The organism is Bacillus sp. 275 (genome assembly GCF_001999205.1).
In the GTDB taxonomy this organism is placed as follows: domain Bacteria; phylum Bacillota; class Bacilli; order Bacillales; family Bacillaceae; genus Bacillus; species Bacillus velezensis.
In genome coordinates this window covers 1,141,718-1,166,694 of sequence record NZ_CP019626.1, presented here as the reverse complement: position 1 = coordinate 1,166,694, position 24,977 = coordinate 1,141,718, and the positions used below count along the sequence as shown (strand labels likewise).

Annotated in this window: 27 protein-coding genes; 17 read left to right on the top strand and 10 right to left on the bottom strand. The window is 48.2% G+C overall.

Going from position 1 to position 24,977, the window contains the following annotated elements:
- Nucleotides 1-155 precede the first annotated feature (155 nt).
- Genes BZ167_RS05415 through bstA form a run of 3 tightly spaced genes read left to right on the top strand, consistent with a single transcriptional unit; the run spans nucleotide 156 to nucleotide 3,430 of the window.
- Entirely contained in the window at nucleotides 156-2,567 is a 2,412-nt protein-coding gene (locus BZ167_RS05415) for a PEP/pyruvate-binding domain-containing protein (protein ID WP_077391966.1), read from the top strand.
- 22 nt (nucleotides 2,568-2,589) lie between these two features.
- Nucleotides 2,590-2,862 (top strand): ribonuclease inhibitor Barstar, encoded by a 273-nt coding sequence (locus BZ167_RS05410; protein WP_033575012.1) that lies wholly within the window; start codon nucleotides 2,590-2,592, stop codon nucleotides 2,860-2,862.
- A 25-nt stretch (nucleotides 2,863-2,887) separates the two neighbouring features.
- Nucleotides 2,888-3,430 carry a bacillithiol transferase BstA gene (gene bstA / locus BZ167_RS05405; RefSeq protein WP_077391965.1) on the top strand — a complete coding sequence of 181 codons (543 nt, stop codon included), beginning with the start codon at nucleotides 2,888-2,890 and terminating at the stop codon, nucleotides 3,428-3,430.
- Here bstA and BZ167_RS05400 read toward each other — a convergent pair.
- Nucleotides 3,390-4,982, bottom strand: a complete 1,593-nt coding sequence (locus tag BZ167_RS05400; protein ID WP_077391964.1) for an MFS transporter — start codon at nucleotides 4,980-4,982, stop codon at nucleotides 3,390-3,392. The two genes, bstA and BZ167_RS05400, sit on opposite strands and share 41 nt — an antisense overlap.
- Before the next feature lie 108 nt (nucleotides 4,983-5,090).
- Nucleotides 5,091-5,573: a MarR family transcriptional regulator gene (locus BZ167_RS05395; RefSeq protein WP_012117110.1), complete on the bottom strand. Its 483-nt coding sequence runs from the start codon at nucleotides 5,571-5,573 to the stop codon at nucleotides 5,091-5,093.
- Between the two features lie 168 nt (nucleotides 5,574-5,741).
- Between BZ167_RS05395 and mprF the strand changes: the two genes are divergently transcribed.
- From mprF to BZ167_RS05380, 3 genes are all read left to right on the top strand, one after another.
- Nucleotides 5,742-8,312: a bifunctional lysylphosphatidylglycerol flippase/synthetase MprF gene (gene mprF, locus BZ167_RS05390; RefSeq protein ID WP_031378901.1), complete on the top strand. Its 2,571-nt coding sequence runs from the start codon at nucleotides 5,742-5,744 to the stop codon at nucleotides 8,310-8,312.
- A 94-nt stretch (nucleotides 8,313-8,406) separates the two neighbouring features.
- On the top strand, nucleotides 8,407-9,291 hold the full coding sequence (locus tag BZ167_RS05385; protein ID WP_015417057.1) for a PhzF family phenazine biosynthesis isomerase: 885 nt from the start codon (nucleotides 8,407-8,409) through the stop codon (nucleotides 9,289-9,291).
- Between the two features lie 76 nt (nucleotides 9,292-9,367).
- Nucleotides 9,368-9,952: a nitroreductase family protein gene (locus BZ167_RS05380; RefSeq protein ID WP_007408549.1), complete on the top strand. Its 585-nt coding sequence runs from the start codon at nucleotides 9,368-9,370 to the stop codon at nucleotides 9,950-9,952.
- A 38-nt stretch (nucleotides 9,953-9,990) separates the two neighbouring features.
- Here BZ167_RS05380 and BZ167_RS05375 read toward each other — a convergent pair whose 3' ends face one another.
- The 3 genes from BZ167_RS05375 to BZ167_RS05365 all read right to left on the bottom strand — a co-directional run bounded on the left by BZ167_RS05375 (nucleotide 9,991) and on the right by BZ167_RS05365 (nucleotide 11,318).
- Nucleotides 9,991-10,182, bottom strand: coding sequence for a YfhD family protein (locus BZ167_RS05375; RefSeq protein WP_003155508.1), 192 nt, complete (start codon nucleotides 10,180-10,182; stop codon nucleotides 9,991-9,993).
- Nucleotides 10,183-10,252: 70 nt separating this feature from the next.
- Nucleotides 10,253-10,363 (bottom strand): YfhE family protein, encoded by a 111-nt coding sequence (locus BZ167_RS05370; protein ID WP_003155504.1) that lies wholly within the window; start codon nucleotides 10,361-10,363, stop codon nucleotides 10,253-10,255.
- Between the two features lie 55 nt (nucleotides 10,364-10,418).
- Nucleotides 10,419-11,318, bottom strand: coding sequence for a TIGR01777 family oxidoreductase (locus BZ167_RS05365; RefSeq protein ID WP_077391963.1), 900 nt, complete (start codon nucleotides 11,316-11,318; stop codon nucleotides 10,419-10,421).
- Nucleotides 11,319-11,409: 91 nt separating this feature from the next.
- Here BZ167_RS05365 and recX point away from each other — a divergent pair, with 91 nt between their 5' ends.
- The 3 genes from recX (at nucleotide 11,410) to BZ167_RS05350 (ending at nucleotide 13,860) form a co-directional block, all read left to right on the top strand.
- Nucleotides 11,410-12,201 carry a recombination regulator RecX gene (gene recX / locus BZ167_RS05360; RefSeq protein WP_077391962.1) on the top strand — a complete coding sequence of 264 codons (792 nt, stop codon included), beginning with the start codon at nucleotides 11,410-11,412 and terminating at the stop codon, nucleotides 12,199-12,201.
- A gap of 6 nt (nucleotides 12,202-12,207) precedes the next feature.
- Nucleotides 12,208-12,522 carry a YfhH family protein gene (locus BZ167_RS05355; RefSeq protein ID WP_077391961.1) on the top strand — a complete coding sequence of 105 codons (315 nt, stop codon included), beginning with the start codon at nucleotides 12,208-12,210 and terminating at the stop codon, nucleotides 12,520-12,522.
- 144 nt (nucleotides 12,523-12,666) lie between these two features.
- Nucleotides 12,667-13,860, top strand: coding sequence for an MFS transporter (locus BZ167_RS05350; protein WP_095352312.1), 1,194 nt, complete (start codon nucleotides 12,667-12,669; stop codon nucleotides 13,858-13,860).
- A gap of 39 nt (nucleotides 13,861-13,899) precedes the next feature.
- Here BZ167_RS05350 and BZ167_RS05345 read toward each other — a convergent pair whose 3' ends face one another.
- The 3 genes from BZ167_RS05345 to BZ167_RS05335 form a co-directional block, all read right to left on the bottom strand.
- Entirely contained in the window at nucleotides 13,900-14,289 is a 390-nt protein-coding gene (locus BZ167_RS05345; protein WP_077391960.1) for a DUF2606 family protein, read from the bottom strand.
- Nucleotides 14,252-15,163, bottom strand: a complete 912-nt coding sequence (locus BZ167_RS05340; protein WP_015417062.1) for a trypsin-like serine peptidase — start codon at nucleotides 15,161-15,163, stop codon at nucleotides 14,252-14,254. Before BZ167_RS05340 ends, BZ167_RS05345 begins: the two co-directional genes overlap by 38 nt.
- Nucleotides 15,164-15,309: 146 nt before the next feature.
- On the bottom strand, nucleotides 15,310-15,462 hold the full coding sequence (locus tag BZ167_RS05335; RefSeq protein ID WP_003155495.1) for a small, acid-soluble spore protein K: 153 nt from the start codon (nucleotides 15,460-15,462) through the stop codon (nucleotides 15,310-15,312).
- A 123-nt stretch (nucleotides 15,463-15,585) separates the two neighbouring features.
- Between BZ167_RS05335 and BZ167_RS05330 the strand changes: the two genes are divergently transcribed.
- From BZ167_RS05330 to BZ167_RS05305, 6 genes are all read left to right on the top strand, one after another.
- A complete protein-coding gene (locus BZ167_RS05330; protein WP_003155492.1) occupies nucleotides 15,586-15,855 on the top strand; it encodes a YfhJ family protein in 270 nt (89 codons plus the stop codon).
- 132 nt (nucleotides 15,856-15,987) lie between these two features.
- On the top strand, nucleotides 15,988-16,515 hold the full coding sequence (locus BZ167_RS05325; RefSeq protein WP_015417063.1) for an SH3 domain-containing protein: 528 nt from the start codon (nucleotides 15,988-15,990) through the stop codon (nucleotides 16,513-16,515).
- An 85-nt stretch (nucleotides 16,516-16,600) separates the two neighbouring features.
- Nucleotides 16,601-16,936: an SdpI family protein gene (locus tag BZ167_RS05320; RefSeq protein ID WP_007408558.1), complete on the top strand. Its 336-nt coding sequence runs from the start codon at nucleotides 16,601-16,603 to the stop codon at nucleotides 16,934-16,936.
- Nucleotides 16,929-17,789, top strand: a complete 861-nt coding sequence (locus BZ167_RS05315; RefSeq protein ID WP_077391959.1) for an alpha/beta fold hydrolase — start codon at nucleotides 16,929-16,931, stop codon at nucleotides 17,787-17,789. Before BZ167_RS05320 ends, BZ167_RS05315 begins: the two co-directional genes overlap by 8 nt.
- A gap of 210 nt (nucleotides 17,790-17,999) precedes the next feature.
- A complete protein-coding gene (locus BZ167_RS05310) occupies nucleotides 18,000-18,980 on the top strand; it encodes a glycosyltransferase family 2 protein (protein WP_077391958.1) in 981 nt (326 codons plus the stop codon).
- A 36-nt stretch (nucleotides 18,981-19,016) separates the two neighbouring features.
- Nucleotides 19,017-21,602, top strand: coding sequence for a YfhO family protein (locus BZ167_RS05305; RefSeq protein ID WP_064107417.1), 2,586 nt, complete (start codon nucleotides 19,017-19,019; stop codon nucleotides 21,600-21,602).
- Here BZ167_RS05305 and BZ167_RS05300 read toward each other — a convergent pair.
- Nucleotides 21,599-22,582 carry a metal-dependent hydrolase gene (locus BZ167_RS05300; RefSeq protein ID WP_031378907.1) on the bottom strand — a complete coding sequence of 328 codons (984 nt, stop codon included), beginning with the start codon at nucleotides 22,580-22,582 and terminating at the stop codon, nucleotides 21,599-21,601. The two genes, BZ167_RS05305 and BZ167_RS05300, sit on opposite strands and share 4 nt — an antisense overlap.
- Before the next feature lie 225 nt (nucleotides 22,583-22,807).
- Between BZ167_RS05300 and mutY the strand changes: the two genes are divergently transcribed.
- Nucleotides 22,808-23,905: an A/G-specific adenine glycosylase gene (gene mutY / locus BZ167_RS05295; RefSeq protein ID WP_012117124.1), complete on the top strand. Its 1,098-nt coding sequence runs from the start codon at nucleotides 22,808-22,810 to the stop codon at nucleotides 23,903-23,905.
- Nucleotides 23,906-23,911: 6 nt separating this feature from the next.
- On the opposite strand, the gene BZ167_RS05290 is transcribed toward mutY, so the two are convergent.
- The gene (locus BZ167_RS05290) at nucleotides 23,912-24,136 is read right to left on the bottom strand and encodes a hypothetical protein (RefSeq protein WP_007408563.1); all 225 of its coding nucleotides are present in this window, start codon (nucleotides 24,134-24,136) and stop codon (nucleotides 23,912-23,914) included.
- 81 nt (nucleotides 24,137-24,217) lie between these two features.
- Here BZ167_RS05290 and fabL point away from each other — a divergent pair, with 81 nt between their 5' ends.
- Complete coding sequence (gene fabL / locus BZ167_RS05285; RefSeq protein ID WP_003155478.1) at nucleotides 24,218-24,970, top strand: enoyl-[acyl-carrier-protein] reductase FabL; 753 nt, start codon at nucleotides 24,218-24,220, stop codon at nucleotides 24,968-24,970.
- Nucleotides 24,971-24,977 lie beyond the last annotated feature (7 nt).

Sequence of the window (24,977 nt, the reverse complement as noted above, 5' to 3'; positions counted from 1 at the left end):
CGTTTTGACGGATGCATTTATGACAACATAACGCCATCGATTTTCTCCCTTGTGAAGACCGATATATTGTATACTTATAGGAAATACTTTCAAAAAAAGTGAAAAAGAGAAAAACTGTGAGCTTGGATGAACGACTAAAAAGGAGCGGGGACATTATGAATGACTGTGTCAAAACATTCGGAGAACTTCCGGACGAACTTTATTCCTTTGCGGGAGGAAAAGGAAGCATTCTCTCTAAAATGTATCAAAGCGGGTATCCTGTGCCTGAAGGGTTTGTGATTTTGCCGTCTGCCTTTCAGGACGGACAGCTGCGCCATCAGGCGAGAGAGGCTATTGATCAATATGTGAAATCCATCCGCAGCCGCCATGCATCTGCGTTGTTTGCCGTACGCTCATCCGCGCTGAGCGAGGATTCCGCTCAGGCTTCCTTCGCCGGAGAATTCGATACGGTGTTGAATGTCAAAACAGATCAAGAAATGTCCAGGGCGATTGATGAAGTCCGCCGATCGGCACAGTCAGAAAGGGTAAAAGCGTACAGCGCCGTTCAGGGAATGGAAGATGAGCATGAAATCGCAATCGTCATCCAGCTGATGATACCGTCTGAGATATCCGGAGTGCTGTTTACCGCAGATCCGATTACGGGGAGCAGGCGGGAGATGACAGGCAATTACGTCTACGGTCTCGGGGAGCAGCTCGTTTCCGGGGAAGCCGATGCCTATTCTTTTAAACTGGCACGGCCTAAGAAAAAATATGACGGCCCCGGGGAATTTCGCAAATATGCGTCAAAGCTCTATAAACTGGCGAAAAAGCTGGAAAAAGATCTTGGAGGGCCGCAGGATATTGAATGGGCCGCCGCGGGCGGGACATTGTATATTCTTCAATCCCGCCCGATTACGACCTTACAGGCCGGAAATCTGGAAACCTATGAATGGAATGATTCTTTCAGCGGGGATTTTTTATGGACAAACACAAATATAGGAGAAGCGATTCCCGATGTGATGACGCCGCTGACATGGTCGCTCCTCCGGAATCTGGATGAAGAGTCGGGCATCATTCCGGGCTATTATGTCTGGTCCGGCAATATTTGCGGCAGAGCCTATAACAATATGAGCCAGCCTCTTTCCGTTCTCGCCGCTTTCGGTCTGAATCCGAAAGGCGGAAAAATAGGAAAAATGATGAGCGATACATTGGGAGAAATCCCGGCGGAAATGAAGATTCCTTTATATCCGTTCTCAAAGTATGAACTTTTGAAGATCATCTCGAAAAAACTGAAACCGTATCTGTCGAAAATGAAGCTCGTGAAAAAAAACATGTCCTCCTACTTGGACGAATCGCCGGAGTGGTGCTGGAATATTGAGGAAAAGCTGAAACGAGCCGAAACGGAGCGGGCATTATTAGCGATATGGAACAATGAGGTCTATCCGTATTTATGCAACGCGTGGTTTGCGTTAATATCCGGCGGGCGTGATTCTGCGCAATCCTCTTCGTCGTTAACCTCTCAATTAACAAAACTCGCAGGGATAGAAGATGCGAATCTCCTGCTGTCCAATCTGAGGGGAAAAGGCGGACTGGCCAGCCTGGAGCCGATTATCGGCATTGATCAAGTCATGAAAGGCCGTATGAGCGAGGAAGAATATCTCAGGAACCAAGGCCACCGTGGCCCGCATGAATACGAACTTTCCATACCGCATCCGGGAGAAAACCGGGATTGGCTGACGAAGCAGATCAAAGAACACAAGGAGTCGGGTATTGATGCCGAACAACTGCTTTTGAAACAGCAGCGGGCGCATGAACAGGCCTTCCGAAGATTTGAAGAAAAGTTTCCTCATAAGGTCAAATGGCTCAAAGCCAAAATGGAAAAAGCGTCAGAATACGCGAATATGAGAGAAACAACCAGATCCGAATTTGTCAGGGTGTACCGGACAGCCAGAGCATTCGCGCTCAGAGCGGCGGAAATGACCGGCATGAAGGACGATATTTTCTTCCTGTATCTGCATGAAATAACCGATCTGCTCGCGGGGAAAGAGCCGGCGGTTGCGTCGATTCAAGCGAGAAAGCAAAACTATGAAACCTATAAAAAACTGCCGCCGTTCCCATCCGTTATTAACGGAAGATTCAATCCGTTTAAATGGGCTGAAAATCCTGACAGAAGAGCGGATTATTACGATGCTTTTATGCCTGCGGAAGCTGATGATGCGCACACTTTAAAAGGTTTCGCGGGAGCGGCCGGGAGAGTGGAGGGCATTGTCCGTGTCCTTGATGTCCCGGAAGACGGGGATTCTTTTGCGGCGGGGGAAATTTTAGTGACGTCGACAACCAATGTAGGCTGGACCCCGCTTTTTCCAAGAGCGGCCGCTATCATAACAGACGTCGGCGCCCCTTTGTCCCACGCGGCAATCGTTGCCCGGGAACTGGGGATTCCTGCCGTTGTCGGGTGCGGAAATGCAACGTCAAAACTGAAAACGGGGGACAGGGTGGCCGTTGACGGCGGGCAAGGCATTGTCCAGCTGGAACCGCGGCAGACTCCGGTCACTTCTGAAGAGGAAAATGGTAAACTGATAGAATAAAAACATGGGAAAGGAGCCGCGCATGAATAAAGCAGTTATTAACGGGGAGCAAATCAGAAGTATGAGCGACCTGCACCAGACATTGAAAAAGGAACTTGCCCTTCCTGAATACTACGGTGAAAACCTTGACGCTTTATGGGATTGTCTGACCGGCTGGGTGGAATACCCCCTCGTTTTAGAATGGAGACAGTTTGAACAAAGTAAGCAGCTTACAAAAAATGGAGCCGAGAGTGTGCTTCAGGTCTTTCGTGAAGCGAAAGCGGAAGGCTGCGACATCACCATCATACTTTCATAATACGATCAACGGGAGAGAGACAAAAATGGAACAACAAATCCTCAGCTATCCGATTGGAGAGTATCAGCCGGCTGAATCGATTTCGGCCGGACAGAAACAAGAATGGATCAATACGCTCGAACACGCTCCGGCCAAACTGAAACAAGCTGTCAGAGCGATGTCGGACAGTCAGCTTGATACGCCGTACCGCGAAGGGGGATGGACTGTCCGCCAAGTGGTTCACCATCTGGCGGACAGCCACATGAACGGCTATACCCGGTTTAAATTGAGCTTAACGGAGAATGAACCGGAAATCCGTCCTTATGATGAAAAAGGCTGGGCCGATCTTCATGATTCCAAAACCGCCGCTTGCGGGGATGCGCTTGAGCTGTTAGCGATCCTGCACAGAAGATGGGCCGCTCTTTTGCGCTCCATGACGGAAGCCCAATTCAAACGGACATACTTCCATCCTGTATCTAAAGAGACGGTTACGCTGGAACAAGCGCTCGGACTATATGTCTGGCACTCTGAACATCACATCGCTCATATTACTGAGCTTTCCCGGAGGATGGGCTGGCATCTGTCTTAGAGGATGCCGGCTTTCGGAAAAACGCCAAAACAGCCGCAGATACAATCGTGCATAATGAAATGACGGCGGCTGCCGTATAAAGATGGTGGTAGCCGCTGGCAATGCCCGCTTCAATCGCATCAGAAACCGCTTTTTTGACAGCGGGAACGGGGATTCGGCTTACCTGCTCCTGCAACGAAGAAAGTCCGCCGCCGATATCCGGCGTTTGCGCCTGACCAGCGGGAATGCCGCTTTTCGCTAAACGGTTTTTGATGTCATCTCCGATCCGGTCAAAGCCCGCTGTAATGAAGCCGGCATATAAAGCCGGAGCGAGCGTCAGCCCGACCTGCCTTACGAGTGACAGCGTGCCGAGCGCTGTTCCTTTGTTTTGGCCCGCCGTTTCTGATACAAGCACATTCAGCGGAGCCCCGAGCAGAAATCCGAAACCGATCCCCGCAATGACACTCGCTGTGACAAATTCCCATTTATCCGTCACCCATAACGGAAACAGGCTGAAGCCTGCAAATGCGATGGCGCCTGATACAACCGCGGAGAAGACCGGCCCTTTTTTATCCGTGATCGCCCCGCCGAGCCACGCTCCGATTCCTGACGCCAACGCGAGCGGCGTCATCCAATAACCCGCTTTCTCCGCCGATACGTGCAAATATTGCTCCGCATAAGAAGGAATAAAAATGACCGCAGCGAGCAGCCCTCCCGATAAAAATCCGATGACGAGCGTCCATTGAAACACTTTATTTTGCAGCAGCGAGTAGGCGAGAATCGGATCGCCACCTCGGTTTTCAACCCGCTTTTCGACCTTAAGCAGCACCAGAAAGAGAAGTGCCGATCCCAAAAGATAACCGTACACCTTTACGTTCATTATGCTTTCTGACAGCTTCGCCCCATCGAGATTCGTGATACCGATCATGCAAGATAAGATCGCAAGAGACAGCAGCATTGTGCCGGCGAGGTCAAGCCGTTTCGCCTCAGGCTCTTTCGTTTCAGCGATAAACAAACCGCCGCACACAACCAAAGCGGCGGCAATCGGCAGATTAATCAAGAACAGCCAATGCCACGATCCGGTTACATCAAGCAAAAAGCTCCCGATATTCGGTCCGAGGACGGCCGCCATACCGTTCATCGCCCCTAAAAGCCCGAGAGCTTTCCCTTGTTTCTCCTTCGGAAGCACGGCCAGCACATGCGAACTCCCGATAATAAAAATTCCGCCGCCGCCAAGCGCCTGAATGAGCCGTGCCGCCAAAAACATCGGGAAGCTCTGACTGAGTGCGACAAGCAAAGAGCCGAGTCCGAACAGCCCGACTTCAATCATAAACAGCTTTTTCCGCCCGTATCGGTCCGACAGCTTGCCGACAATCGGCACACTGACACTGAGTCCCAATGTGTAAAGGGTCACTCCCCACGATCCCCATGAAGGAGAAACATCAAAAGAGCTGTTAATCGTCGTCAGAGCAGCGGAAATAATTCCGTTGTCCAGCGCCGCCATGAACACACCGATCGTAAAGAGAGTGATGGCCCGGCTCTGGTTTTTTTCTGTTTGCAATGGCTCCGGCATACTGATCAATCCTCCTGTTTTTAATTCACTTCGAATATATTATTCACTTCAAGTGAATTAAATGTCAAACAAAAAAAGGCCGCCGATACCGGCAGGCCTTTTTCACCTCTATCCCTGTTTGGAAGAATCAAGCGCTCTTGCCAAAATGGCAAGCCCTTGATTGACCGTTTGTTTTTCTTCAGCGGTCAGTGTTTCCAATGAACGCTTCAATTTTACATGTCCTTTTTGATAAAGGCTGCGGAAAATATCTTTCGCGTTTTCCGTTAATTGAACGACGACTGAACGGCGGTCTTCTTCTGACGGAGCGCGTGTAATGAAACATGATTTTTCTAAACGGTCAAGCAGCCCCGTCGTATTTGAAAGGGAAGCGCCCATTTTCTCCGCTATGTCACTCACCTTAAGCGTCCCGTGGTTGTTCAGAAGCATCAGCACTTTCATTTGCGGCATGCTCATATCAAGCTTCATCCACTCCGACACATCGCCGAGCCCCGCCGATGTCATCACTTTCATGTACAGCACCCAAATATCCCGTTCCTCAGGAGAAAAAATATCGCCGCTTAATACTGTTGTATCATGCAGATTATAATCCATCGTCTCACTTCCTCATTTATACTCCTGCATACCATATTACTGATTTTAATCAGAGAAAGAAAGTTGCAGACGAGTTTTGTTTGAATGTGAGGTGGTAGTGTATAATATGTTGGAGATTATTGGGGGAATTATAATAAATAAGCTATTTTATGATGATTGGAGAGAACATTGCTGACTAAAAAGAATGCCTTATCGATATTAAAAGTATTATTTCCTATTGCAGTTTTGCTTTTAGTCATTTATCAGTCCAAAAAGGAATTGACAGACCTTTCTTTTAAACGAACGCTGTACATTATTAACGGGATTGAGCGTTACGATTTATTTATTCTCGTTCTGCTCGGCCTTCTTGCCGTCAGCGCGATGTCCTTTTATGACTTTGTGCTGAAACGGACGCTTCGCCTCAACATTCCGAATTGGAAAGTATTCAGGGTCTCTTTTATCGCCAATTCCTTTAACAATGTCCTTGGATTCGGCGGTCTGGCGGGCGTCGGGCTGCGGACGATGCTTTACAAAGAACATACGAATGACGTAAAACGCCTCGTCGCAGGCATCGCCTGGCTTACGTCCTCAGCGCTGCTCGGGCTGTCCGTCTTCAGTATCCTGACCATCGCCCGGGTTCTGCCGGTTGGAGAGATTACAGGTGAGAAACCGTGGCTGTGGGCTGTTATCGCCGGAGTGGCGCTTATTGTGCCGGCAGCCTTAATCGCCGCTGGGATCAACAATAAAAAAGCTGGCGCAGAAGACGGTGAAGCAAAACCGAGGCATCCGGTTTTTTCTTACATCGGGGCATCGTTTGCCGAATGGTTTGCGGCGGCTGTCGTCATGTATTATTCCCTGTATGTCATGGGAATTCACGCGGATGTCCGCCATGTATTCGGTGTATTTGCCATTGCCGCTATCGGGGGAATCATCAGTCTTGTGCCGGGAGGATTCGGTTCGTTTGACCTTCTGTTTCTGCTCGGCATGCAGAATATGGGCTTTCCGCAGGAGGCGGTTGTGACATCCATCGTCATCTACCGGATTGTGTATTCATTTATTCCGTTTGTGTTCGGGCTGTTCTTTGCGGCTGGCGATTTAACGGAAAATACGCTTAAACGGCTGGAATCAAATCCGAAGATGGCGCCTGCTGTGGAAACGACGAACGTGCTTCTCGTATTCCAGCGCGCTATCTTAATCAGGGTACTTTACGGTTCGCTGTCGCTTTTGGTTTTCATGGCGGGAGTCGTCGTGCTGGCGTCCGTCGCCCTGCCGATTGACAGGGAGACGGTCATCCCGCATATTCCGCGCCCGGCGCTCCTTGCGTTTAACGCGTTATCGTTAAGCGCGGCTTTGATTCTTTTAATCCTGCCGATTGAATTATACAAACGGACGAAACGTTCTTATTCAATGGCGGTTGCCGCGCTGGTCGGCGGTTTTGTGTTCAGTTTCTTAAAAGGATTGAACATCAGCGCGATCTTTATTCTGCCTGTCGTCATCGTATTGCTTGTGCTGTTAAAGCGGCAGTTTATCAGAGAGCAGGCTTCGTATACGCTCGGCCAGATGATTTTTGCGGCCGCTCTGTTTATTATCGCCTTGTTTAACTACAATCTCATTGCCGGCTTTATTTGGGATAAAATGAATCGGCTCTTGCGCCACGACTATTTCGTCCATAACAATTCGCACATTACATATGCCACGATGACGGCCATTATTGTTGTGCCGCTGTTTTTCCTTTTGTTTACGTTCTTTTATCATAAAAGATCGAAGCCGATCGGAGAAGAGGCCGATCCTGAACGGCTGAAGTCCTTTTTGGCGGAAGAAGGCGGAAATGCGCTCAGCCATCTCGGCTTTCTCGGGGATAAGCGGTTTTATTTCTCAAGCGACGGCAAAGCGCTTTTATTGTTCAGCCAGATTTCCAGAAGGCTTGTCGTGCTCGGTGATCCGTCAGGACAGAGAGACTCTTTTCCGCTTGTGATTGAGGAATTTCTGAATGAAGCGCATAAGCAGGGGCTGAGTGTCATGTTTTATCAGATCGAACGTGAAGATCTGGCGCTGTACCATGACTTCGGCTATAACTTCTTCAAGCTTGGAGAAGAAGCGTTCGTGGATATGGAGGCCTTTACGCTCTCAGGTAAGAAAAAAGCGGGGCTGCGGGCGATTAACAACAAATTTGACCGCGAAGGCTACACATTTCATGTCGGGGAACCGCCGTTTTCCTCCGAGTTTATCGCCAAACTGAAAGACATTTCGGACGAATGGCTCGGACCGAAAAAAGAGAAAGGTTTTTCTCTCGGTTTCTTCGACCGGGATTATTTGGAACAGGCGCCGATTGCTTACGTGAAAGACGAGGAAGGGGAGATCATCGCTTTTGCCAACCTGATGCCGATGTATCAGGAAGGCGAGATATCCGTCGACTTGATGCGTTATCGGAAAAGCGCGCCGAACGGTATTATGGACGCGCTTTTCATCCGTCTGTTTCTCTGGGCGCAGGAAAAAGGCTATACCACCTTCAATATGGGCATGGCGCCTTTGTCAAACGTAGGTACGGCTTTTACATCTTTCTGGTCGGAAAGAGCCGCGGCCGTCATCTTCAACAACGTCCGGTATATGTACAGCTTCAGCGGGCTGCGGGCCTTTAAAGAAAAATACAAACCGGAGTGGCGCGGGAAATACTTGGCATACCGCAAAAACAGATCGCTGTCCGTCACGATGATCCTCGTCACCCGCCTGATCGGAAAAACCAAAAAAAGACGCCGTTAAAAGGCGTCTTTTTTTTTGAATAATTGACTAAAAATTCTAATTTCACTCTGTTATACTGAATAACATGATCATAAGGTGAAAGGATGGCTGATGAATGAAACAGGCAACCGTGTTTAAATATGAAGCGTTTTCCGATATTCCGGATTTGGGAAATCCCGCGGGAATCGTCTTTAACGGAGATGATTATTCAGATGAAGAGATGCAGATGATCGCCGAAATGGCAGGGTACAATGAAACCTCATTTCTCTGTAAAAGCGGGGAAGCCGATCTGCGCATCCGCTATTTTACACCCGGCCACGAAATGAATTTATGCGGACATGCTACCGTCGCCTCTCTTTACGCATTAATTGAAAAGGGAAGGCTTCAGGCTGATCAGATATATCAAATTGAAACAAAAGCCGGCATTCTTCCCGCAAAAGCCGCTGAACGAAACGGCCGGGTATACATCACACTCGATCAGGCTCCCCCGCAATTTCTGCCGTTTACGGGCGACAAAGAAAAGCTTGCGGCCTCGCTCGGGATTACGGCTGAGGATTTTCACAGCGGGCTGCCGATTGTTTACGGATCAACGGGGATCTGGACACTGATTGTTCCGCTGAGATCACTTAAAGCATCACGGAATATGGTGCCGGACAACGCACAATTCCCCGCTATTTTGCGCGATCTTCCGAAAGCGAGCGTTCATCCGTTTTCTCTGGAAACCGTTCATCCGGAAAGTGATCTGCACGGACGCCATTTTTCTTCCCCTTTCTCCGGAACGACCGAAGATCCCGTCACGGGAACCGCTTCAGGCGTCATGGCAGCCTATATGCGGCAATACGGAGGCTCTGAAGCCGAATGCCTCACGATTGAACAAGGCCAGGAAATCGGGAAAGACGGAAAAGTGGAAATCAGGATCACGGAGGAAAACGGAGAGATGAACATCAAGATGACGGGAACGGCCGTGTATGCCGAAACAATCAATTTTCAGCTTCCGTAACGGTTTACAAAAGCCGGTCGTATCCGTTATATTATAAATGATAATCATTTTCATTTGGATAGGAAGGTGAATCGGCATGCCGAAAACCGAACAATTACAGCAAAACGAAAGTCTTGCACATACAATCAGAAACAGAAGATCCATCCGGTCGTTTAAACCGGAAACCGTACCTTCTGAAGTCATATTAGATATGCTTGAAACGGCCGTTTACGCACCGAACCACAGGCTGACGGAGCCATGGCGTTTTATCTACGCAGCAAGCGAAGCGGGAAAAGCAAAGCTTGCGGACAGCTACGTCTCATTTTTCAAAAAGATAAAAGATGATTTCAACGAGGAAAAAGAGCGGAACATGAGAAAAAATCTCAGCGCCGTTCCGGGATTTTTGCTGGTCGTCTTAAAAGAAGATGAAAATGAATTTACGAGAAACGATGATTTCGCGGCGCTGAGCGGCATGATTCAAAACCTTCAGCTTCTCGCACATGAAAACGGCATCGGCATGGTCTGGAAAAGCGGCCGCATTATGTATGACAAACAGGTGCACCAAGACTTCGGCCTTGCTGACAATGAGCGCTTTGCCGCCATCATTCAAACGGGCTATCCGGATGAACAGCCTAAGGCGAAAGAACGGACGCCTGCAAAAAGCCTGTTTACCGAACTGTAAAAAAATCCCCGTCTCTATACAGAGGCGGGGATTTCGTATTAGCGGGTTTTGCTTTTAGCTCTGTTGTCAGCGGCTTTCATCCGCGCCTGCGCTTCACGGTCAGCGGAATCAGCAAGCTCGCTTGAATATTCCTCATATGTGCCGTCTGTTTCGCGTTTCAAAGCATCCGGAACTTGAGGAAGTTTTTGTTTGTTTTTATCACGGTTTTTGTGAGTATGATTTCTGCCCATATCAATCGCCCCCTGAAAAAAGTGATATCAAACAAACATAGTATCTGCCCAATCCCGATCTTTATTCAGTTTATTTCCGTTTGGCTGCTCTTTCCGCTTTTTTGAATTCACCGGAATAAAGGACTTCCTGCATTTTTTTCAGATTGGCTCCCTGCTGATGTTTTTCGCGCTTCTTTTCCAAAAGAAGACCCTCCTTCAAAACAGAATACCAATAGGATTGGCTTTTATTTCCGTTTTTATGCAGATAAGAGATCCTTTAAAGCGGAATCAAGTTCTTCATACGTAAATTGAAAACCGGATGTCAGCGCCTGCTTAGGCAGGGCGCGCTGGCCTTTTACGATCAGCAGGCTCATTTCTCCCAAGGCCTTCTCCAGAAAAAATTCCGGTACGGGAATCCAATGGGGGCGGTGCAGGACGCTTGCGATCATTTTTCCGAATCGCTTCATTTCCACGGGGTTCGGCGATGTCACATTCATGGGACCGGACAAGTCATCATGCTCCGCCGCATAAGCGATGAGTTCCGCGGCGTCATCCACATGAACCCATGACAGCCATTGCCGTCCAGAGCCGATGGTGCCGCCGGCTAACAGTTTATAAGGGAGAACCATGAGCGGCAGGGCGCCTTTTTCACCGAGCATCACCCCGAATCTGGCATATACCGTCCGGATGCCGAGCGCTTCAATTTTCTGGCCTTCACGTTCCCACATATGAGCCGTATGACTGAGAAAATCTTCATTTGACGTATCTGACTGTTCGGTGAACGTTTTTTCTGTGCTTGTGCCGTAAATGCCGACGGCGCTGGCCTGAATCAAAGCCCGGGGTTTTTTCGGCTGCTGCTTTATAATCCGTCTGACTTCTCTCGTCGCTTCTATTCTGCTTGAGATGATTTGTTCCTTCGTTGTGTCCGTCCAGCGGTCAAAGATGGATTTGCCGGCGAGGTTCACCCATACATCAATAGGGGGAAGCTCGCGCTCAGGCGCCGCGTTTTCGGCCAGCCATTGAACATATGTCACATTTTTTTGTTCGGTTTCTCTCTGTTTTCTTGATAAAATATAGACATGATGTCCCCGGCGGGTAAACACACCTGTCAGATGCCGGCCCAGAAAACCAGTGCCGCCTGTCATCGCGATATTCATATCCATCTCTCCTTACACGTTGATACATATACTGTACCTCATTTGCCAAAAAGAAAAACGCCTGAACATCGGGGCGGGAAAGGAGACCGGGATGCCGTTTATTACAAAAATATCGACCCAAAAGAAAAATACCGAGCGCTTCAACATCTTTCTTGATGAGAAATATGCATTCAGCGTCGACGCCGACGTGCTTGTGCGTTTTGACCTGAAAAAAGGGAAAGAACTGGACGAGCTTGACATTCTTGAAATCCAGTACGGCGATGACGTGAAAAAAGCCTTTAACCGCGCCGTAGAATTTTTATCATACCGGATGCGCTCTGAAAAAGAAGTCCGGGATCATCTGAAGAAAAAAGAAACACCGGACATGGTCATTTCTGAAGTCATCCATAAACTGTACGATTACAGCTACTTAAATGACAAAGAATTTGCCGAAGCCTATGCGAGCACCCACAAAAAAACAAACGGCAAAGGCCCTGACGTCCTGTTCCGCGAGCTGAAAGCGAAAGGAATAGACGACGATACCATCAAGGAGACGCTCAGTGCGTTTACATTTGATGAGCAGATACAAGAAGCGCTGAAACATATCGGCAAAATCCTGAAAAAGGACAAAAAGCTGTCCACAAAAGAGATCAAACAGCGGGCGCAGATGCAGCTTCAGCGAAAAGGTTTCCCTTTCGACGTCATCAATGCCGCTCTGGAACAGACGGAGTATGAAAATGATGATGAAGCCGAGATGGAAGCTCTGAAGGCTCATGCGGAAAAAGCGATCAGGAAATACCGCTATGACGGCAGCTATGAAAGCGGAATGAAGGTTAAACAGTACTTATTCAGAAAAGGATTCTCGATTGACGATATTGATCAATTCTTGCAGGAAGAGGAGTAAACTGAAATGGACAAACGATACAGTCAAATGACGCCTCATGAACTACAGACAGAAATTGCAGGACTGACGGAAAAAGCGCGAAAAGCGGAACAGATGGGCATTGTAAATGAACTTGCCGTGCTTGAACGGAAAATTACGATGGCCAAAGCTTACATGCTGAACCCGGAAGACTTTCGGCCCGGCGGGGTGTATCAGATAGAAGGTTCTAATGACACTTTCCGCATTGATTACATCAACGGCGTATTCGCCTGGGGACACAGATCTTCCCCGTCTGACGGGGAAGAAGCACTGCCGATTTCCGTTTTAAAAGAAAAAAAATAACAAAAGAGGCCGGTTCCGGCCTCTTTTTCTTTTCGGGCACATTCGTTTCAACCTTTCAGTAAAAAATGATTGAATTCATTTTTGATATCTTTTAAGATGGAATTCGTTGTTTTTTTAATAAAAAGGAGGCGATTTGCGTTGAATATCAAAATGAAACAGCCATCAGTGAAATTAATGATTTTTGTTTTAATGATTTGCACATTTTCCATCGGGTATACGGAATATGCTGTCATGGGTATTCTGACGTCGATTGCCGATGACTTTCATATACATGTATCTTCAGCGGGCATGCTTGTTACGGCGTACGCGGCAAGCGTCTGCCTGACGGGCCCGATCGTAACCATTATCGCGGTTAAGCTGCCGAGAAAGCCGGTGCTGCTAGGGTTGATGGGCATCTTCGTCCTTGCCAACCTGATGAGCGTCTTTGCGCCAAACTTCGCCGTGCTGGCGATTTCCAGAATTTTATCCGCATCCATCCACGGAGCTTTTTTTGCGATCGCCATGGTGTTTGCGAGTGAAATGGTGCCGCCTGAAAAACGTTCCGCCGCCGCGGCTTCCATGAACGGCGGATTAACCGTGGCGCTGATGCTCGGTGTCCCGTTCGGCTCTTATTTAGGAGATGCCCTTAACTGGCGGGCCGTCTTTTTCATTATTTCCGTTTTAGGCATGATCGGGCTGATCGGACTGATGCTGGTCGTACCGAACCGGAAACCGAAAGTGATTCCGATGCTGATGAATGAATGGAGTGTCTTTAAGCATAAGCAAGTGATTTTTTCCTTTGCGATCACCATTCTCGGCTACTCAGGCGTATTTATCGCTTACACGTTTATTGAGCCGATTTTAAGAGATTCAGCGGGGTTCGGCACAGTCGGCATTACAGGCGCATTATTTGCCTACGGTCTCGGCGGAGTGTCGGGGAATTTCTTCGCGGGGAAAGTGCCGCTCAAACTGCTGACACGCACGATGATCGGTGTGATGATCGGCTTGATCGGCGTCTTGGCAATTTTCCCTTATATCGCTGTTTTTCCCGCCGCCGCCGTTTCAGCGACATTTTTGTTCGGCGCATGTGCGTTCGGCACGCCGCCGCTTTTGCAGACCAAGGTTATTTCTTCCTCAGAAAACGGCACGACAATCGCCGCTGCTGTGAGCGTTTCCGCCTTTAACCTGGCAAACGCGCTCGGCGCCTGGATCGGCGGATTGATTCTCGGGGGAACGGGATCTTACTCATGGCTGTTTGCCGGCGGTGCGCTGATGACGGCTCTCGGCCTTGTGCTTTCCACGTTCGCTCATCTGTCTGAGAAGAAAGATATCTATGAATACCAAGTGCATAAAGGATAACAAAAAGCTTGCAGGGGATATTCCGCCTGCAAGCTTTTTTCAGTGTTTCAATGTAATGCTGATCACCGTATGTTTATCATTCTCAGCTAAGGAAATATTCCGGTTTTCCGGTACTCCGTCTTTTTCAAAAACGACGGCATAGGTTCCTTTCGCGCCGCTTTTCCATGCAATCTCGCCATGGTGATCAGTCTTGCCTATTATCTCTCCGCGGTCTATATTCGGCTGATGATCTGACTCCGCCGCTTTCATCACGGTGACCGTCACACCGGCCGCCGGTGAACCGTCTGCATCCTCAACATGGAGCGTAACGGGCAATACTTTTTTGGCGGCGGAATCATCCGCTTTGCCGCATCCGCATAAAACGGCCGCGGCGAGAAAGAAAACAAAAGCTTTATTGATTTGACCAATATTGAATGTTGTCGAATACACTGTTTGTCACCCTTGTTCCCAGATTGTAAGACGACCCGCCGTTTGTATGAATCGCAATGGCGGTCTGGCCGGTGTCGCTGTAATTGCGGTAAACGGGCGATCCGCTCTGGCAGCCGAACGTATCTGTCGTATAAGTGAGTTTATATGTCTCGGCAGAACGAATCGGCTTGCTGTCCGACCACATGGAACCGGACACTTTGTCGCACGGATATCCTGTCACGGTTGAGGAAAGCCCGGCCGGACTGGAACTGTTGGTCGTCCGGTAGCCGTACCAGCCGACAGTATTCCCGGGCGACCCGTTTACTTTGATTGCCCCGTAGTCATAGTTTGTGTCACCGTTTTCTGTCCACCCTTTGACACTGTAGAATGTCTTGCCTGAATAAGAGCCGTACGGGTACGATGATCCGTTGCGGCCGGGAGCTGCCGTAATTTTCGATGCCCAGCCGTTTTTCTGGTCATACACGCAATGTCCCGCCGTAACGATCGTGTCGGCATTGACAAAAAAACCGGTGCATCCGTAGGTGCTTGTGCTGCCGCTGTATGTAACGGTCAGCTGTGCTGTCGCTCGATATGGAAATGATGTTGTAGGAGAAATTCTGATTCGTTCGTCTGTCCCAATAATACTGGAAGGCTTTAATGACTTGATGTCAGATTTGCTGTTTTGTGCAAGCTGTCTTTTGGTGAGGCCCGTTCCTTCATAAGCGGGGGATGTCTGTGTTGTTTGTACAGGCTGATTCTGATGTGCGTCAAACTCCTCACCGCTGTTTGATACAGATGTCTGCGGGCTGCCCGCTGCTTCAGCTGAAACAGCAAATAATGAAACTGACAGTAAGAATGCGGTAAGGCTCAGCAATCGTTTTGAAACTGTCTTCATTTTATAAAACCCCTCCTTTTTTGTCTACCGGCTTTCGGTTTAACATTTAACATATTATGGAATTTATTTAGCGTTATGACCGCAAAAGGATGTTTTTTTCCGCAAAAAAAAGACCGGGTCATTCCCGGTCTCTTACGGTGTGTGTGTTATCGTCTGCCTGAAGCTCTCATGCGTTCTTGCGGGTGCGAATTAATTGAACCGTCCGCCCGTTTAGAAGCGTAGTCATCCTTTGCCCGCGGTTCGCCTTCAAACTTATTATTGTTCTGATTAGGAAATCCTTTTGCCTTGTTCCGGACCATTTGTTTTCCCCCTCGGCCAATATCAAAAGGTTGCGCCTTCTGGACTGAAGACGTAAAGTTAGTATATGCCTGTGACAAGCTGCGTAAAAGCAGCAGGTTTTCCCAAGGAAAGGAGACAGAGACATGAATACATATATCGACAAACTGACGAATTTGCTGCTTGAGAAAAATGACATGCTCAGCTATTTGCAAGCGCGAACTTGGGTTGAGCTTTTATGGGGAGATTTCGAAGCGACTTACGCAAAAGCCGGCCGCCCGTATCAAGGAGAGCAAATGACGGAACGCGTCGTCAAGGAATGGATCGAATCATACGGCAGTAAGCTCCATATGTTCCAGAGCGTTCGGGAAGACGTTTCTCATTATTTGGATCAAAGCAGGGGTCTCCTGCATTAACATAGCAGTGCACCCGCCGGATATCGTCCGGCGGTTTTTTCTTTTTATAAAAGAAATAGGAAAAATCATGTTTGGCGACCGGCGGAATGTGGAAATGTGTAATAACTTATAAAATAGCGGGGAGGAACCACAATGAACATGAAAAAGGGGTTAACCGCATTTATTCCGGCCGCAGGACTTTGCTTATTTTTAGCCGCAGGCACCGTTTTTTTCGATCCGGCAGCGAATGCCGCAGCAGTTCACCAGACAAAAATAGACACCGCAGCAGATACATATATCGTGAAAGCAGGAGAACTTAACGTCCGCAAAGAACCAAATAAACAAGGGTCGATTATCGGCACGCTTCGTTCAGAGGATTCCGTAAAGGTTAAACGGCTTCAAGGAGCAGATTGGGCTGAGATTGACTACAAAGGTCACAAAGCCTATATCTCCACACATTTTCTGATGAAGCAGCCGGTGAAGGCGGTGACGGCGAAACAAACCGCTTTTTATACGCCGACTTTGGAAACCGGCAAAAAAGGGTCCGTTAAAGCGGGTGAAACCGTCAATGTGCTCGGCTGGGGGTTCAGCCATGACGGAGGATTTGACCGTAAATGGGCGTACGTCACATACGGCGGGAAAGCAGGTTATGTGAAAACGGCCGACTTAACTCAAAAATAAAGATTCGGGCAGGCGAATGAGCCTGCTTTTTTTCTGAAACTTTTCGCCTTTCCTTTCGTAAAAGATGAAAAGGAGAGTGACAGATATGATAATGGTAATCGGCGGCCTTCTGATGGCTGCGGCCGGCATTTTAGTCACATTTTTTCCGCCGAAGTCGATCAACAGCCTGTACGGATATCGGACGAAGCGCTCTATGGCGGATGAGTCGCAGTGGAAAGAAGGCAATCGATTCAGTGCGCTTCTCATGATTTTGTTCGGCCTTATATCGGCGGCAGCTGGATTTGCGGGCAGCCTGCTTATCCGGCTGACTCAGCCGTTCGCCTTGATCGTTCAGGCCGTATTATTGATTGCGATCAGCGTACTGATCATCGTCTTAACAGAAAGAAGATTGAAACAAACGGGGAGGAGAATCGATGAATGACATTACGTTTCACATGATCGAAACAAACGGAGTGACGCTGCACACGGCTTCAGCCGGTCCGAAAGACGGTCCTTTGGCGGTGCTGCTGCACGGGTTTCCGGAATTCTGGTACGGCTGGAAGAGCCAGATCAAACCGCTGGCGGATGCCGGATACCATGTTGTCGTGCCTGATCAGCGCGGCTATAATCTCAGTGACAAACCGGAGGGCATTGAAAACTATACCATTGATACGCTCAGAGACGACATTATCGGGCTGATCACGCATTTTACAGATGACAAAGCCGTCGTCATCGGCCACGATTGGGGAGGAGCCGTGGCCTGGCATTTGGCATCCACGCGGCCGCAATACGTTGAAAAATTAATCACGGTCAATATCCCGCACCCGGCGGTTATGCGGAAGGTCACACCGTTCTACCCGCCGCAGTGGAAGAAAAGCTCTTATATCGCGTTCTTTCAGCTGCCGGAAAAGCCGGAACGGAGATTGTCTGAAGACAATTACCGCGTATTGGATCACGCGATCGGCTTATCCGAACGACCGGCGCTTTTTTCACGGGAAGATGTCGACAGCTACAAAGAAGCTTGGGGCAGAAAAGGAGCGCTCTCGGCGATGCTGAACTGGTACCGGGCGATCAGAGCCGGCGGTTTAGGCCCTGCCGTTCCGCTTAAAATGCCCGTTCCGTACCGATTAATATGGGGCGTCAATGACCAAGCGCTGAGCAAAAAGCTCGCCAAGGAAACAAAACGGATGATTCCAAACGGCGACTTAATCTTCATAGATGATGCCTCACATTGGGTCATTCACGAAAAACCGCGCATCGTCAGCCATTTGATTCATGAATACCTTCAGCAATAAAGTCTGTCCCGCGTACAGACTTTTTCTTTTTTTTCTCATATCTGCCGAAAAACATGACAAAATATAAACCATATGCAGAAAAGATTTTCTTTCCCTGTAACAAAAAAATGGTTTAAACGTCATTAAAAAAAGGAAAAGCCTTACTGAAGTTTTGCGGACAATTCCTTTAAGGCCGTCCTAAAAAAAGAATAATACAAAGAAGGTGCCTTCATGAAACAAAGGTTAATCTCAATTATTATTCCGTCTTACAATGAAGGGAACAACGTCAAGCTCATTCATGAATCTTTAAAAAAAGAGTTTCAGACGATTCATTATGACTATGAAATTTTCTACATCAATGACGGAAGCGCGGATGACACCCTTCAGCAGATTAAAGAACTGGCCGCCAGAAACCATCGCGTCAAATACATATCTTTTTCCCGCAACTTCGGGAAAGAAGCGGCCATTTTGGCAGGATTTGAACACGTGCAGGGCGAAGCGGTAATCGTGATGGACGCTGATCTGCAGCATCCGACCCATCTGCTGAAAGACTTCATTCAAGGTTATGAAGAAGGGTATGACCAAGTCATCGCGCAGCGCAACCGAAAAGGGGACAGCCCCGTGCGTTCCGTGCTTTCTTCCCTGTATTATAAATTTATCAACAAAGCCGTCGAAGTGGACCTGCGTGACGGGGTCGGAGATTTCCGCCTGCTGAGCCGGCAGGCCGTTGATGCCCTTTTGAAGCTGAGTGAAGGAAACCGTTTCTCGAAAGGGCTGTTCTGCTGGATCGGGTTTGACCAGAAAATCGTATTTTATGAAAATGTCGAAAGGAAGAACGGCACGTCCAAATGGTCATTGAGCAATCTGTTCAACTACGGAATGGACGGTGTCGTCTCCTTCAACAACAAGCCCCTTAGGGTATGCTTTTTCACCGGTATTCTGATATTGCTTCTGTCGATGGTTTATATTGTAACGACCTTTGTTCATATTCTGACACACGGCGTGTCCGTACCCGGATACTTCACCATTATTTCCGCCGTGCTGTTTTTAGGGGGCATCCAGCTTTTGAGTCTCGGCATCATCGGAGAATACATCGGCCGGATTTACTATGAAACAAAAAAACGCCCGCACTATTTAATTAAAGAAGCGAATATAACGTACGGAGAACAAAATGAAACGAATTATACAAAAAAGCGCAAGTGGAACCATTAAACAGCCGCCGCTGTGCGCAGGGTCTGGGGACGTTGTATGAAAAAAAATAAATGGATCTTGCCGGCAGCCTGTGTGCTGGCTGCGGCAGCCGCTCATATTTTTTTCTTAAAAGAGTGGTCGCAAGGCCGCTATATGACGGGGTCTGGAGACGGGATCGCGCAAATGGCGGTCTTCAAAAAGCTGCTGTTTGATCAATTTATGAACGGCAGGCTGTTTTACAGCTATTCGTTCGGACTGGGCGGGGGCGTGTACAGTCAGCTCGGCTATTATTTCTCTACTTCTTTTCTATTCCTGTTTATCTCCGCCGCTGTCCGCTTTTTGCAGCTTATTCAGCTGACGGGCGAGGCTGATGCGCTGTTTTGGGCGCAGGCTTCCGTTTTTATCAGCATCGCCAAGCAGAGTTTGATCATATTCACGGCGGCGTGTGTGTTCCGTTATTTCGTCAAACGGACGGTGCCTGCTTTTACGGGCGCCGTGTTGTACGGGGTCTCGATTATCTACTTCCGGCATGAGGTATATTGGGACTTTTTCACTGACAGTATGGTGTGGCTGCCGTTGCTTGTGTTGGGCGCGGAAAAAATCATCCGGGAAAAAAAGCCGGCGTGGTTTATCTTCGCCTGTGCGCTGACATTGATCAACAACTTTTATTTTGCGTATATTAATCTGATTTTCATCGGCATTTATATCTTATTCAGGTGGGTGATCCTCCTTGAAGGCAATGAGGCGAAAAAGCTCACTCAATGCAGGATATTTATTCTGTCGGGTCTTCTCGGGTTCGGCATAAGCGCAGTTTCCTTTATTCCTGTCGTATACGGATACCTTCATAATCTGCGGCCGCCGTATTCAGAGCATATTGCATGGCTTGATTTTTCCGACAACATTTTATTTTCTAGCCGGATTATCATCCTGCCGGCGGCTTTTTTGCTTTTTCTATTTACATTTTCTTTATACAAAAACCGCTTGTTCCGTCTGTTTGCGGGAATCAGTCTGCTGTATATTCTGTTTCACTTCAGTCCGTTTGCGGCAAGTGCCTTTAACGGTTTTTCAGCTCCGCAGAACAGGTTTGAATACGTCCTGTGCTTCACGATTGCCGGAACGGTTTCAGCCGGGCTTTCTAAGCTTTCAGACATCAGCATGAAGAGTATGCTGATGTCCGCCGTACTCGTCGTTCTGCTCTATTGGAGCCAGGTGAGGCGGTACAGTCTGGATATTTCTGATCACGCCAACCTGCCCGTCATCCTTCTTCTGGTGCTGAGCATAGCCGCTTTCTTTGCAGCAAAGACAAGACTGAAAGGCGCGGTGCCCGCCGTCTATGCCGTCATTTTGCTTACGGCTGTGCTTACGGCTAATACATATGAAAAATATGCTTTATCAGAAAGCGGGAAGATTTATACGGTATCGCATACCTTTATGACGGGTGCTGACTATAAAGGCAAAGAGCAATCAGAGCTCATTCAGCGTCTGAAAGAAAAAGACCCTGATCCGTTTGCCCGTTTAGATTGGATGAACGGTGTTTTCAATAACACCCCGATCATATACGGATTCAACGGATTCAGCGTATACTCAAGCATACTGAACCGCAATCTGCTGTCCTTTTACTGGAACGACCTCCAGATTGACATGGGCAGAGAAAGCGTCAGCCGCTATGCGACATTAGGAAACAGGGCTAATTTATACAGCCTGCTTTACGGAAAATATTATATGACGGAAAAAACAAACGAGGCCGGCGTGCCGTACGGGTTCAAAAAAATCATGGAATCAACCCATTATGCGGTTTATCAAAATCAATATATGCTTCCGTTCGTCCGGACAGCCGATCGCGTATATAACGAGGGCGGCCTGAAAAAAGCGCCCGCCCTTGCCAGGGAACGGGCAATGCTTGACGGGATCGTCACGGAATCAAGCACAACCAACACGAAAAAAGCGCCTGAGGCGAAAAATATGATCCGCCATGCAGAGGTAGCGGCCGAACATGGCGATTATCATAACGGCATCCTGACGGTAAACGAAGACGGCGGCGGCCTGATCATTACGCCGCAAGCCGCTAAGATGGACGGCGGCGATTATTACGTCAGCTTTTATTTGAAGAATAAAGCGAAGGACCAGGGCTTTACATTAAAAGTGAACGATTACACGACAACGAGAAAATCGAATCAATCCATTTACAAAACAGGTGTCAACGATCTTACTGTCAGAGTGCCGAAAACAAAAAACATCCAAATCCGTCTGCCGAAAGGATCGTATCAGCTTGACAGACTGGCGCTTTATGAAGAACGGTACGATACGCTGAAAAGCGCATACCGAAAAGCGGAAAAAGAACCGCGGGCCGATCTCAGCTGGCGCGGAAATACGCTTCATATCTCGTATGATAACAAAACCCGCGCGCCGTATATCATGCTTCCGATTCCTTATGAAAAAGGCTGGGAGCTGAAGATAAACGGCAGAAAAGAGCAGATTGAAAAAGCGGATTATTCCTTTATCGGATTTAAAGCGCAAAAAGGAAAAAACGATATTCAATTAACGTATTTCCCGCCGTTTTTTAAACCCGCGGCCGCTCTATCGGTGATCAGCCTCGTGTTTGCGGCTATATATGTGAGAAGACAAAAGAAGCCCGGCTCTTAAACAGAGCCGAGCTTTAATTTTTTCTGCAATTTTTCCTCGCTGAAAATCCAGCCCGTGTAAGAAGAGAGAAACTCTAAATCATGACTGAGGTGGACGATGGCGACAAAAGGATAGTGGCCTTTGCTCCGGTAGCGCAAATCAATAAAACGCACCTCATAATGATCTTTAAAGGTATCGACCTCCCACCTGTAAACGGGGGAAAATGAAAGAAAGGCTGCAATATTTTCGTCCTGTTTCGCGGCCTTCATCACATCGGTTTCCGGAACGGGCACGCGGTTGAATGTATCCAATATCACGACATGGCCGTCAAGGCTTCTGCCGACATAAAAGGCATGCGCCGTCGTCACGGCGATACGCCACTGCCTGAATTTCATCGTCGGCGAAATAATAATGGTTTCAATCTCCTCTTCAATCATTTCGCGCAGCCTTCGCTTTATCCGCAGCTGCATCAAAAACCGGACGGCGTAATATCCTGCGAGGATGATATAAAGCATCAGAAATGTCACGCCCGGATGACCTCCGATATACCACACGGCAATCGCGGCCAAATGGCTGACGAAAATAAACGGATCAAAGGTATTGATTAAACCGAGAGCGATCCATTTTCGCGAAAACGGGCGGATGGCCTGCGTGCCGTATGCGTTAAAAATGTCAACAAACACATGCAAAACGACAGCGAGAAGCGTCCACAGCCACAGGTGCAAAAAGTTCGCTTCCGGATAAAACATAAACAAAATACCCGGAATCAGAACGGACCAAAATAAAACGGCGGGAATGGAGTGCGTGAACCCTCTATGATTTCGAATATAAACGGCATTATTTTTCAGCTTTAATATGGTATCAATATCAGGTGCCTGAGAGCCGGCAAGAGCGGCGATCATAACTGCCTGAGACATGGGGGTGTGCATGCCGACGGCAGGATCAAGAGTTGCGATTCCGCCAAGCGCGATACCCATGACAACGTGAGTGCCAGTATCCATTGTTGACCTCCTAGCAGGCGTTAACAATCAGTCGCCCGCATATTTCGCATTATAAGATATTCCCCATTTTCTGTTTGCCCAATCATGGCGTTTATCCGCCGTTCTCATATGTTTCCGCTTTTTCTTTATCACTATTTAATGTAACATATTATCGTAACGTGCCCTAAGTTTACACCAAAATACGGTGTCAAGAAAAGCGGAACCCGAAACATCTGAGGAGAAGATATGAACGCACTTGAAGAAAAAATGAAACAAAAAGATATAGACAAATTTCGCGAGGACTTAATTACATGGTTCGAAAGAGAACAGAGAATTCTGCCGTGGAGAGAAAATCAGGACCCGTATCGGGTGTGGGTGTCAGAGGTGATGCTGCAGCAGACGCGCGTAGAAACCGTTATCCCTTATTTCCGGCGGTTTGTTGAGCAATTTCCGACCGTTTCGGCGCTCGCTGAAGCCGATGAGGAAAAAGTGCTCAAAGCCTGGGAAGGGCTGGGTTATTACTCCCGTGTAAGAAATCTGCAAAGTGCCGTAAAAGAAGTGCATGAGCGGTACGGGGGAGTCGTCCCTGCCGAGGAAAAGGAATTTGGCGGACTGAAAGGCGTCGGCCCTTATACAAAAGGCGCCGTGCTCAGCATCGCATACAACAAACCGATTCCCGCCGTAGACGGCAATGTGATGCGTGTCATGTCGAGAATTCTTTCCATATGGGACGATATCGCAAAACCTAAAACCAGAACCATTTTCGAACAGGCGGTATCCGCTTTCATTTCTCATGAAAAACCATCTGAATTCAATCAGGGTTTAATGGAGCTCGGCGCGATCATCTGCACCCCGAAATCGCCGTCCTGCCTGCTTTGCCCCGTACAAAAGCACTGTTCGGCATTTGCGGAAGGGACAGAGCGGGAGCTGCCCGTTAAAAGCAAAAAGAAAAAGCCCGGAATAAAAACAATGGCAGCCGTTGTGCTGACAGACGATCAAGGCGATGTCTATATTCATAAACGGCCGCCAAAAGGCTTGCTCGCCAACTTGTGGGAGTTTCCGAATACCGAAACTCAGAAAGGAATCAAAACCGAAAGAGAGCAGCTTGAAGCCTATTTAGAAAAAGAGATGGGAACAACCGCTGAAATCGGGGAGCTGGAAGGCATCGTAGAACATGTTTTCACCCATCTCGTCTGGAATATTTCGGTCTTTTTCGGTAAAGTAAAACAAGTGTCGGATACAACGGAATTTATACGGGTCACAAAAGAGGAGCTTGAGGAATACGCATTTCCCGTTTCCCATCAAAAGATATGGAAAATGGCGGAAGAAAGCGGCCGCCTGTAAAAAGCGTCAGTCATAGCTGACGCGAGTGCCGTGGCCATAATCCGCTTCATTCCGTTTCAGTCCGCCGCGGGCTTCGATTTCCTGAATCAGTTCCCGGTATTTGGACTGGCCTTCTTCGTTTAAATACGGCATAATTTGCTGGAAGGCATGATGGAAATAGGCGAGCTCTGAATCTCTCCAATCTTTTTTGGGCATCATGGCCAATTCGCCCATATCACGTCCGACATACATATAAAAGACCCCTTTCAACACATATTGCTTTTATTGTTTGTTGAATGAAAAGAACTATACACAGCAAGGAGCTGAGGAAAAATGGAACAAAATAAATGCGCACTGATCACGGGAAGCAGCCGCGGCGTCGGGAAAGCAGCCGCCATCAGACTCGCGGAAAAAGGATACAACATCGTCATCAATTACGCCCGCAGTAAGAAAGCGGCATTAGAAACCGCCGAAGAAATTGAAAAACTCGGCGTTAAAACGCTCGTCATTAAAGCCAATGTCGGCCAGCCGGCAAAAATCAAAGACATGTTCCGCCAGATTGACGAAACATTCGGCAGACTGGACGTGTTCGTCAATAATGCAGCTTCAGGCGTGCTGAGACCGGTCATGGAACTCGAAGAAACACACTGGGACTGGACGATGAATATCAATGCGAAAGCATTGCTTTTCTGCGCCCAGGAAGCGGCAAAGATGATGGAGAAAAACGGAGGCGGCCACATCGTCAGCATCAGCTCGCTCGGCAGCATCCGCTATCTTGAAAACTATACGACGGTCGGTGTCTCAAAAGCCGCTTTAGAATCGTTAACCCGTTATCTCGCGGTTGAGCTGTCTCCGAAAAATATCATCGTAAACGCGGTGTCAGGCGGAGCGATTGATACGGACGCGCTGAAGCATTTCCCTAACAGAGATGAACTGCTGGAAGATGCCCGCCAAAATACGCCGGCCGGCAGAATGGTCGAAATTAAAGATATGATCGATACGGTGGAGTTTTTAGTTTCTTCAAAAGCGGACATGATCCGCGGCCAGACCATCATTATTGACGGCGGACGCTCTCTGCTCGTATAAGTTTTAA

What these genes read in the sequence shown, in the direction of transcription:
- BZ167_RS05415 (WP_077391966.1), top strand. Translation starts at nt 156, where the DNA reads ATGAATGACTGTGTCAAAACATTCGGAGAACTTCCGGACGAACTTTAT.
- BZ167_RS05410 (WP_033575012.1), top strand. Translation starts at nt 2,590, where the DNA reads ATGAATAAAGCAGTTATTAACGGGGAGCAAATCAGAAGTATGAGCGAC.
- bstA (WP_077391965.1), top strand. Translation starts at nt 2,888, where the DNA reads ATGGAACAACAAATCCTCAGCTATCCGATTGGAGAGTATCAGCCGGCT.
- BZ167_RS05400 (WP_077391964.1), bottom strand. Translation starts at nt 4,982, where the DNA reads ATGCCGGAGCCATTGCAAACAGAAAAAAACCAGAGCCGGGCCATCACT.
- BZ167_RS05395 (WP_012117110.1), bottom strand. Translation starts at nt 5,573, where the DNA reads ATGGATTATAATCTGCATGATACAACAGTATTAAGCGGCGATATTTTT.
- BZ167_RS05385 (WP_015417057.1), top strand. Translation starts at nt 8,407, where the DNA reads ATGAAACAGGCAACCGTGTTTAAATATGAAGCGTTTTCCGATATTCCG.
- BZ167_RS05380 (WP_007408549.1), top strand. Translation starts at nt 9,368, where the DNA reads ATGCCGAAAACCGAACAATTACAGCAAAACGAAAGTCTTGCACATACA.
- BZ167_RS05375 (WP_003155508.1), bottom strand. Translation starts at nt 10,182, where the DNA reads ATGGGCAGAAATCATACTCACAAAAACCGTGATAAAAACAAACAAAAA.
- BZ167_RS05365 (WP_077391963.1), bottom strand. Translation starts at nt 11,318, where the DNA reads ATGAATATCGCGATGACAGGCGGCACTGGTTTTCTGGGCCGGCATCTG.
- recX (WP_077391962.1), top strand. Translation starts at nt 11,410, where the DNA reads ATGCCGTTTATTACAAAAATATCGACCCAAAAGAAAAATACCGAGCGC.
- BZ167_RS05355 (WP_077391961.1), top strand. Translation starts at nt 12,208, where the DNA reads ATGGACAAACGATACAGTCAAATGACGCCTCATGAACTACAGACAGAA.
- BZ167_RS05340 (WP_015417062.1), bottom strand. Translation starts at nt 15,163, where the DNA reads ATGAAGACAGTTTCAAAACGATTGCTGAGCCTTACCGCATTCTTACTG.
- BZ167_RS05335 (WP_003155495.1), bottom strand. Translation starts at nt 15,462, where the DNA reads ATGGTCCGGAACAAGGCAAAAGGATTTCCTAATCAGAACAATAATAAG.
- BZ167_RS05330 (WP_003155492.1), top strand. Translation starts at nt 15,586, where the DNA reads ATGAATACATATATCGACAAACTGACGAATTTGCTGCTTGAGAAAAAT.
- BZ167_RS05325 (WP_015417063.1), top strand. Translation starts at nt 15,988, where the DNA reads ATGAACATGAAAAAGGGGTTAACCGCATTTATTCCGGCCGCAGGACTT.
- BZ167_RS05320 (WP_007408558.1), top strand. Translation starts at nt 16,601, where the DNA reads ATGATAATGGTAATCGGCGGCCTTCTGATGGCTGCGGCCGGCATTTTA.
- BZ167_RS05315 (WP_077391959.1), top strand. Translation starts at nt 16,929, where the DNA reads ATGAATGACATTACGTTTCACATGATCGAAACAAACGGAGTGACGCTG.
- BZ167_RS05310 (WP_077391958.1), top strand. Translation starts at nt 18,000, where the DNA reads ATGAAACAAAGGTTAATCTCAATTATTATTCCGTCTTACAATGAAGGG.
- BZ167_RS05305 (WP_064107417.1), top strand. Translation starts at nt 19,017, where the DNA reads ATGAAAAAAAATAAATGGATCTTGCCGGCAGCCTGTGTGCTGGCTGCG.
- BZ167_RS05300 (WP_031378907.1), bottom strand. Translation starts at nt 22,582, where the DNA reads ATGGATACTGGCACTCACGTTGTCATGGGTATCGCGCTTGGCGGAATC.
- mutY (WP_012117124.1), top strand. Translation starts at nt 22,808, where the DNA reads ATGAACGCACTTGAAGAAAAAATGAAACAAAAAGATATAGACAAATTT.
- BZ167_RS05290 (WP_007408563.1), bottom strand. Translation starts at nt 24,136, where the DNA reads ATGTATGTCGGACGTGATATGGGCGAATTGGCCATGATGCCCAAAAAA.
- fabL (WP_003155478.1), top strand. Translation starts at nt 24,218, where the DNA reads ATGGAACAAAATAAATGCGCACTGATCACGGGAAGCAGCCGCGGCGTC.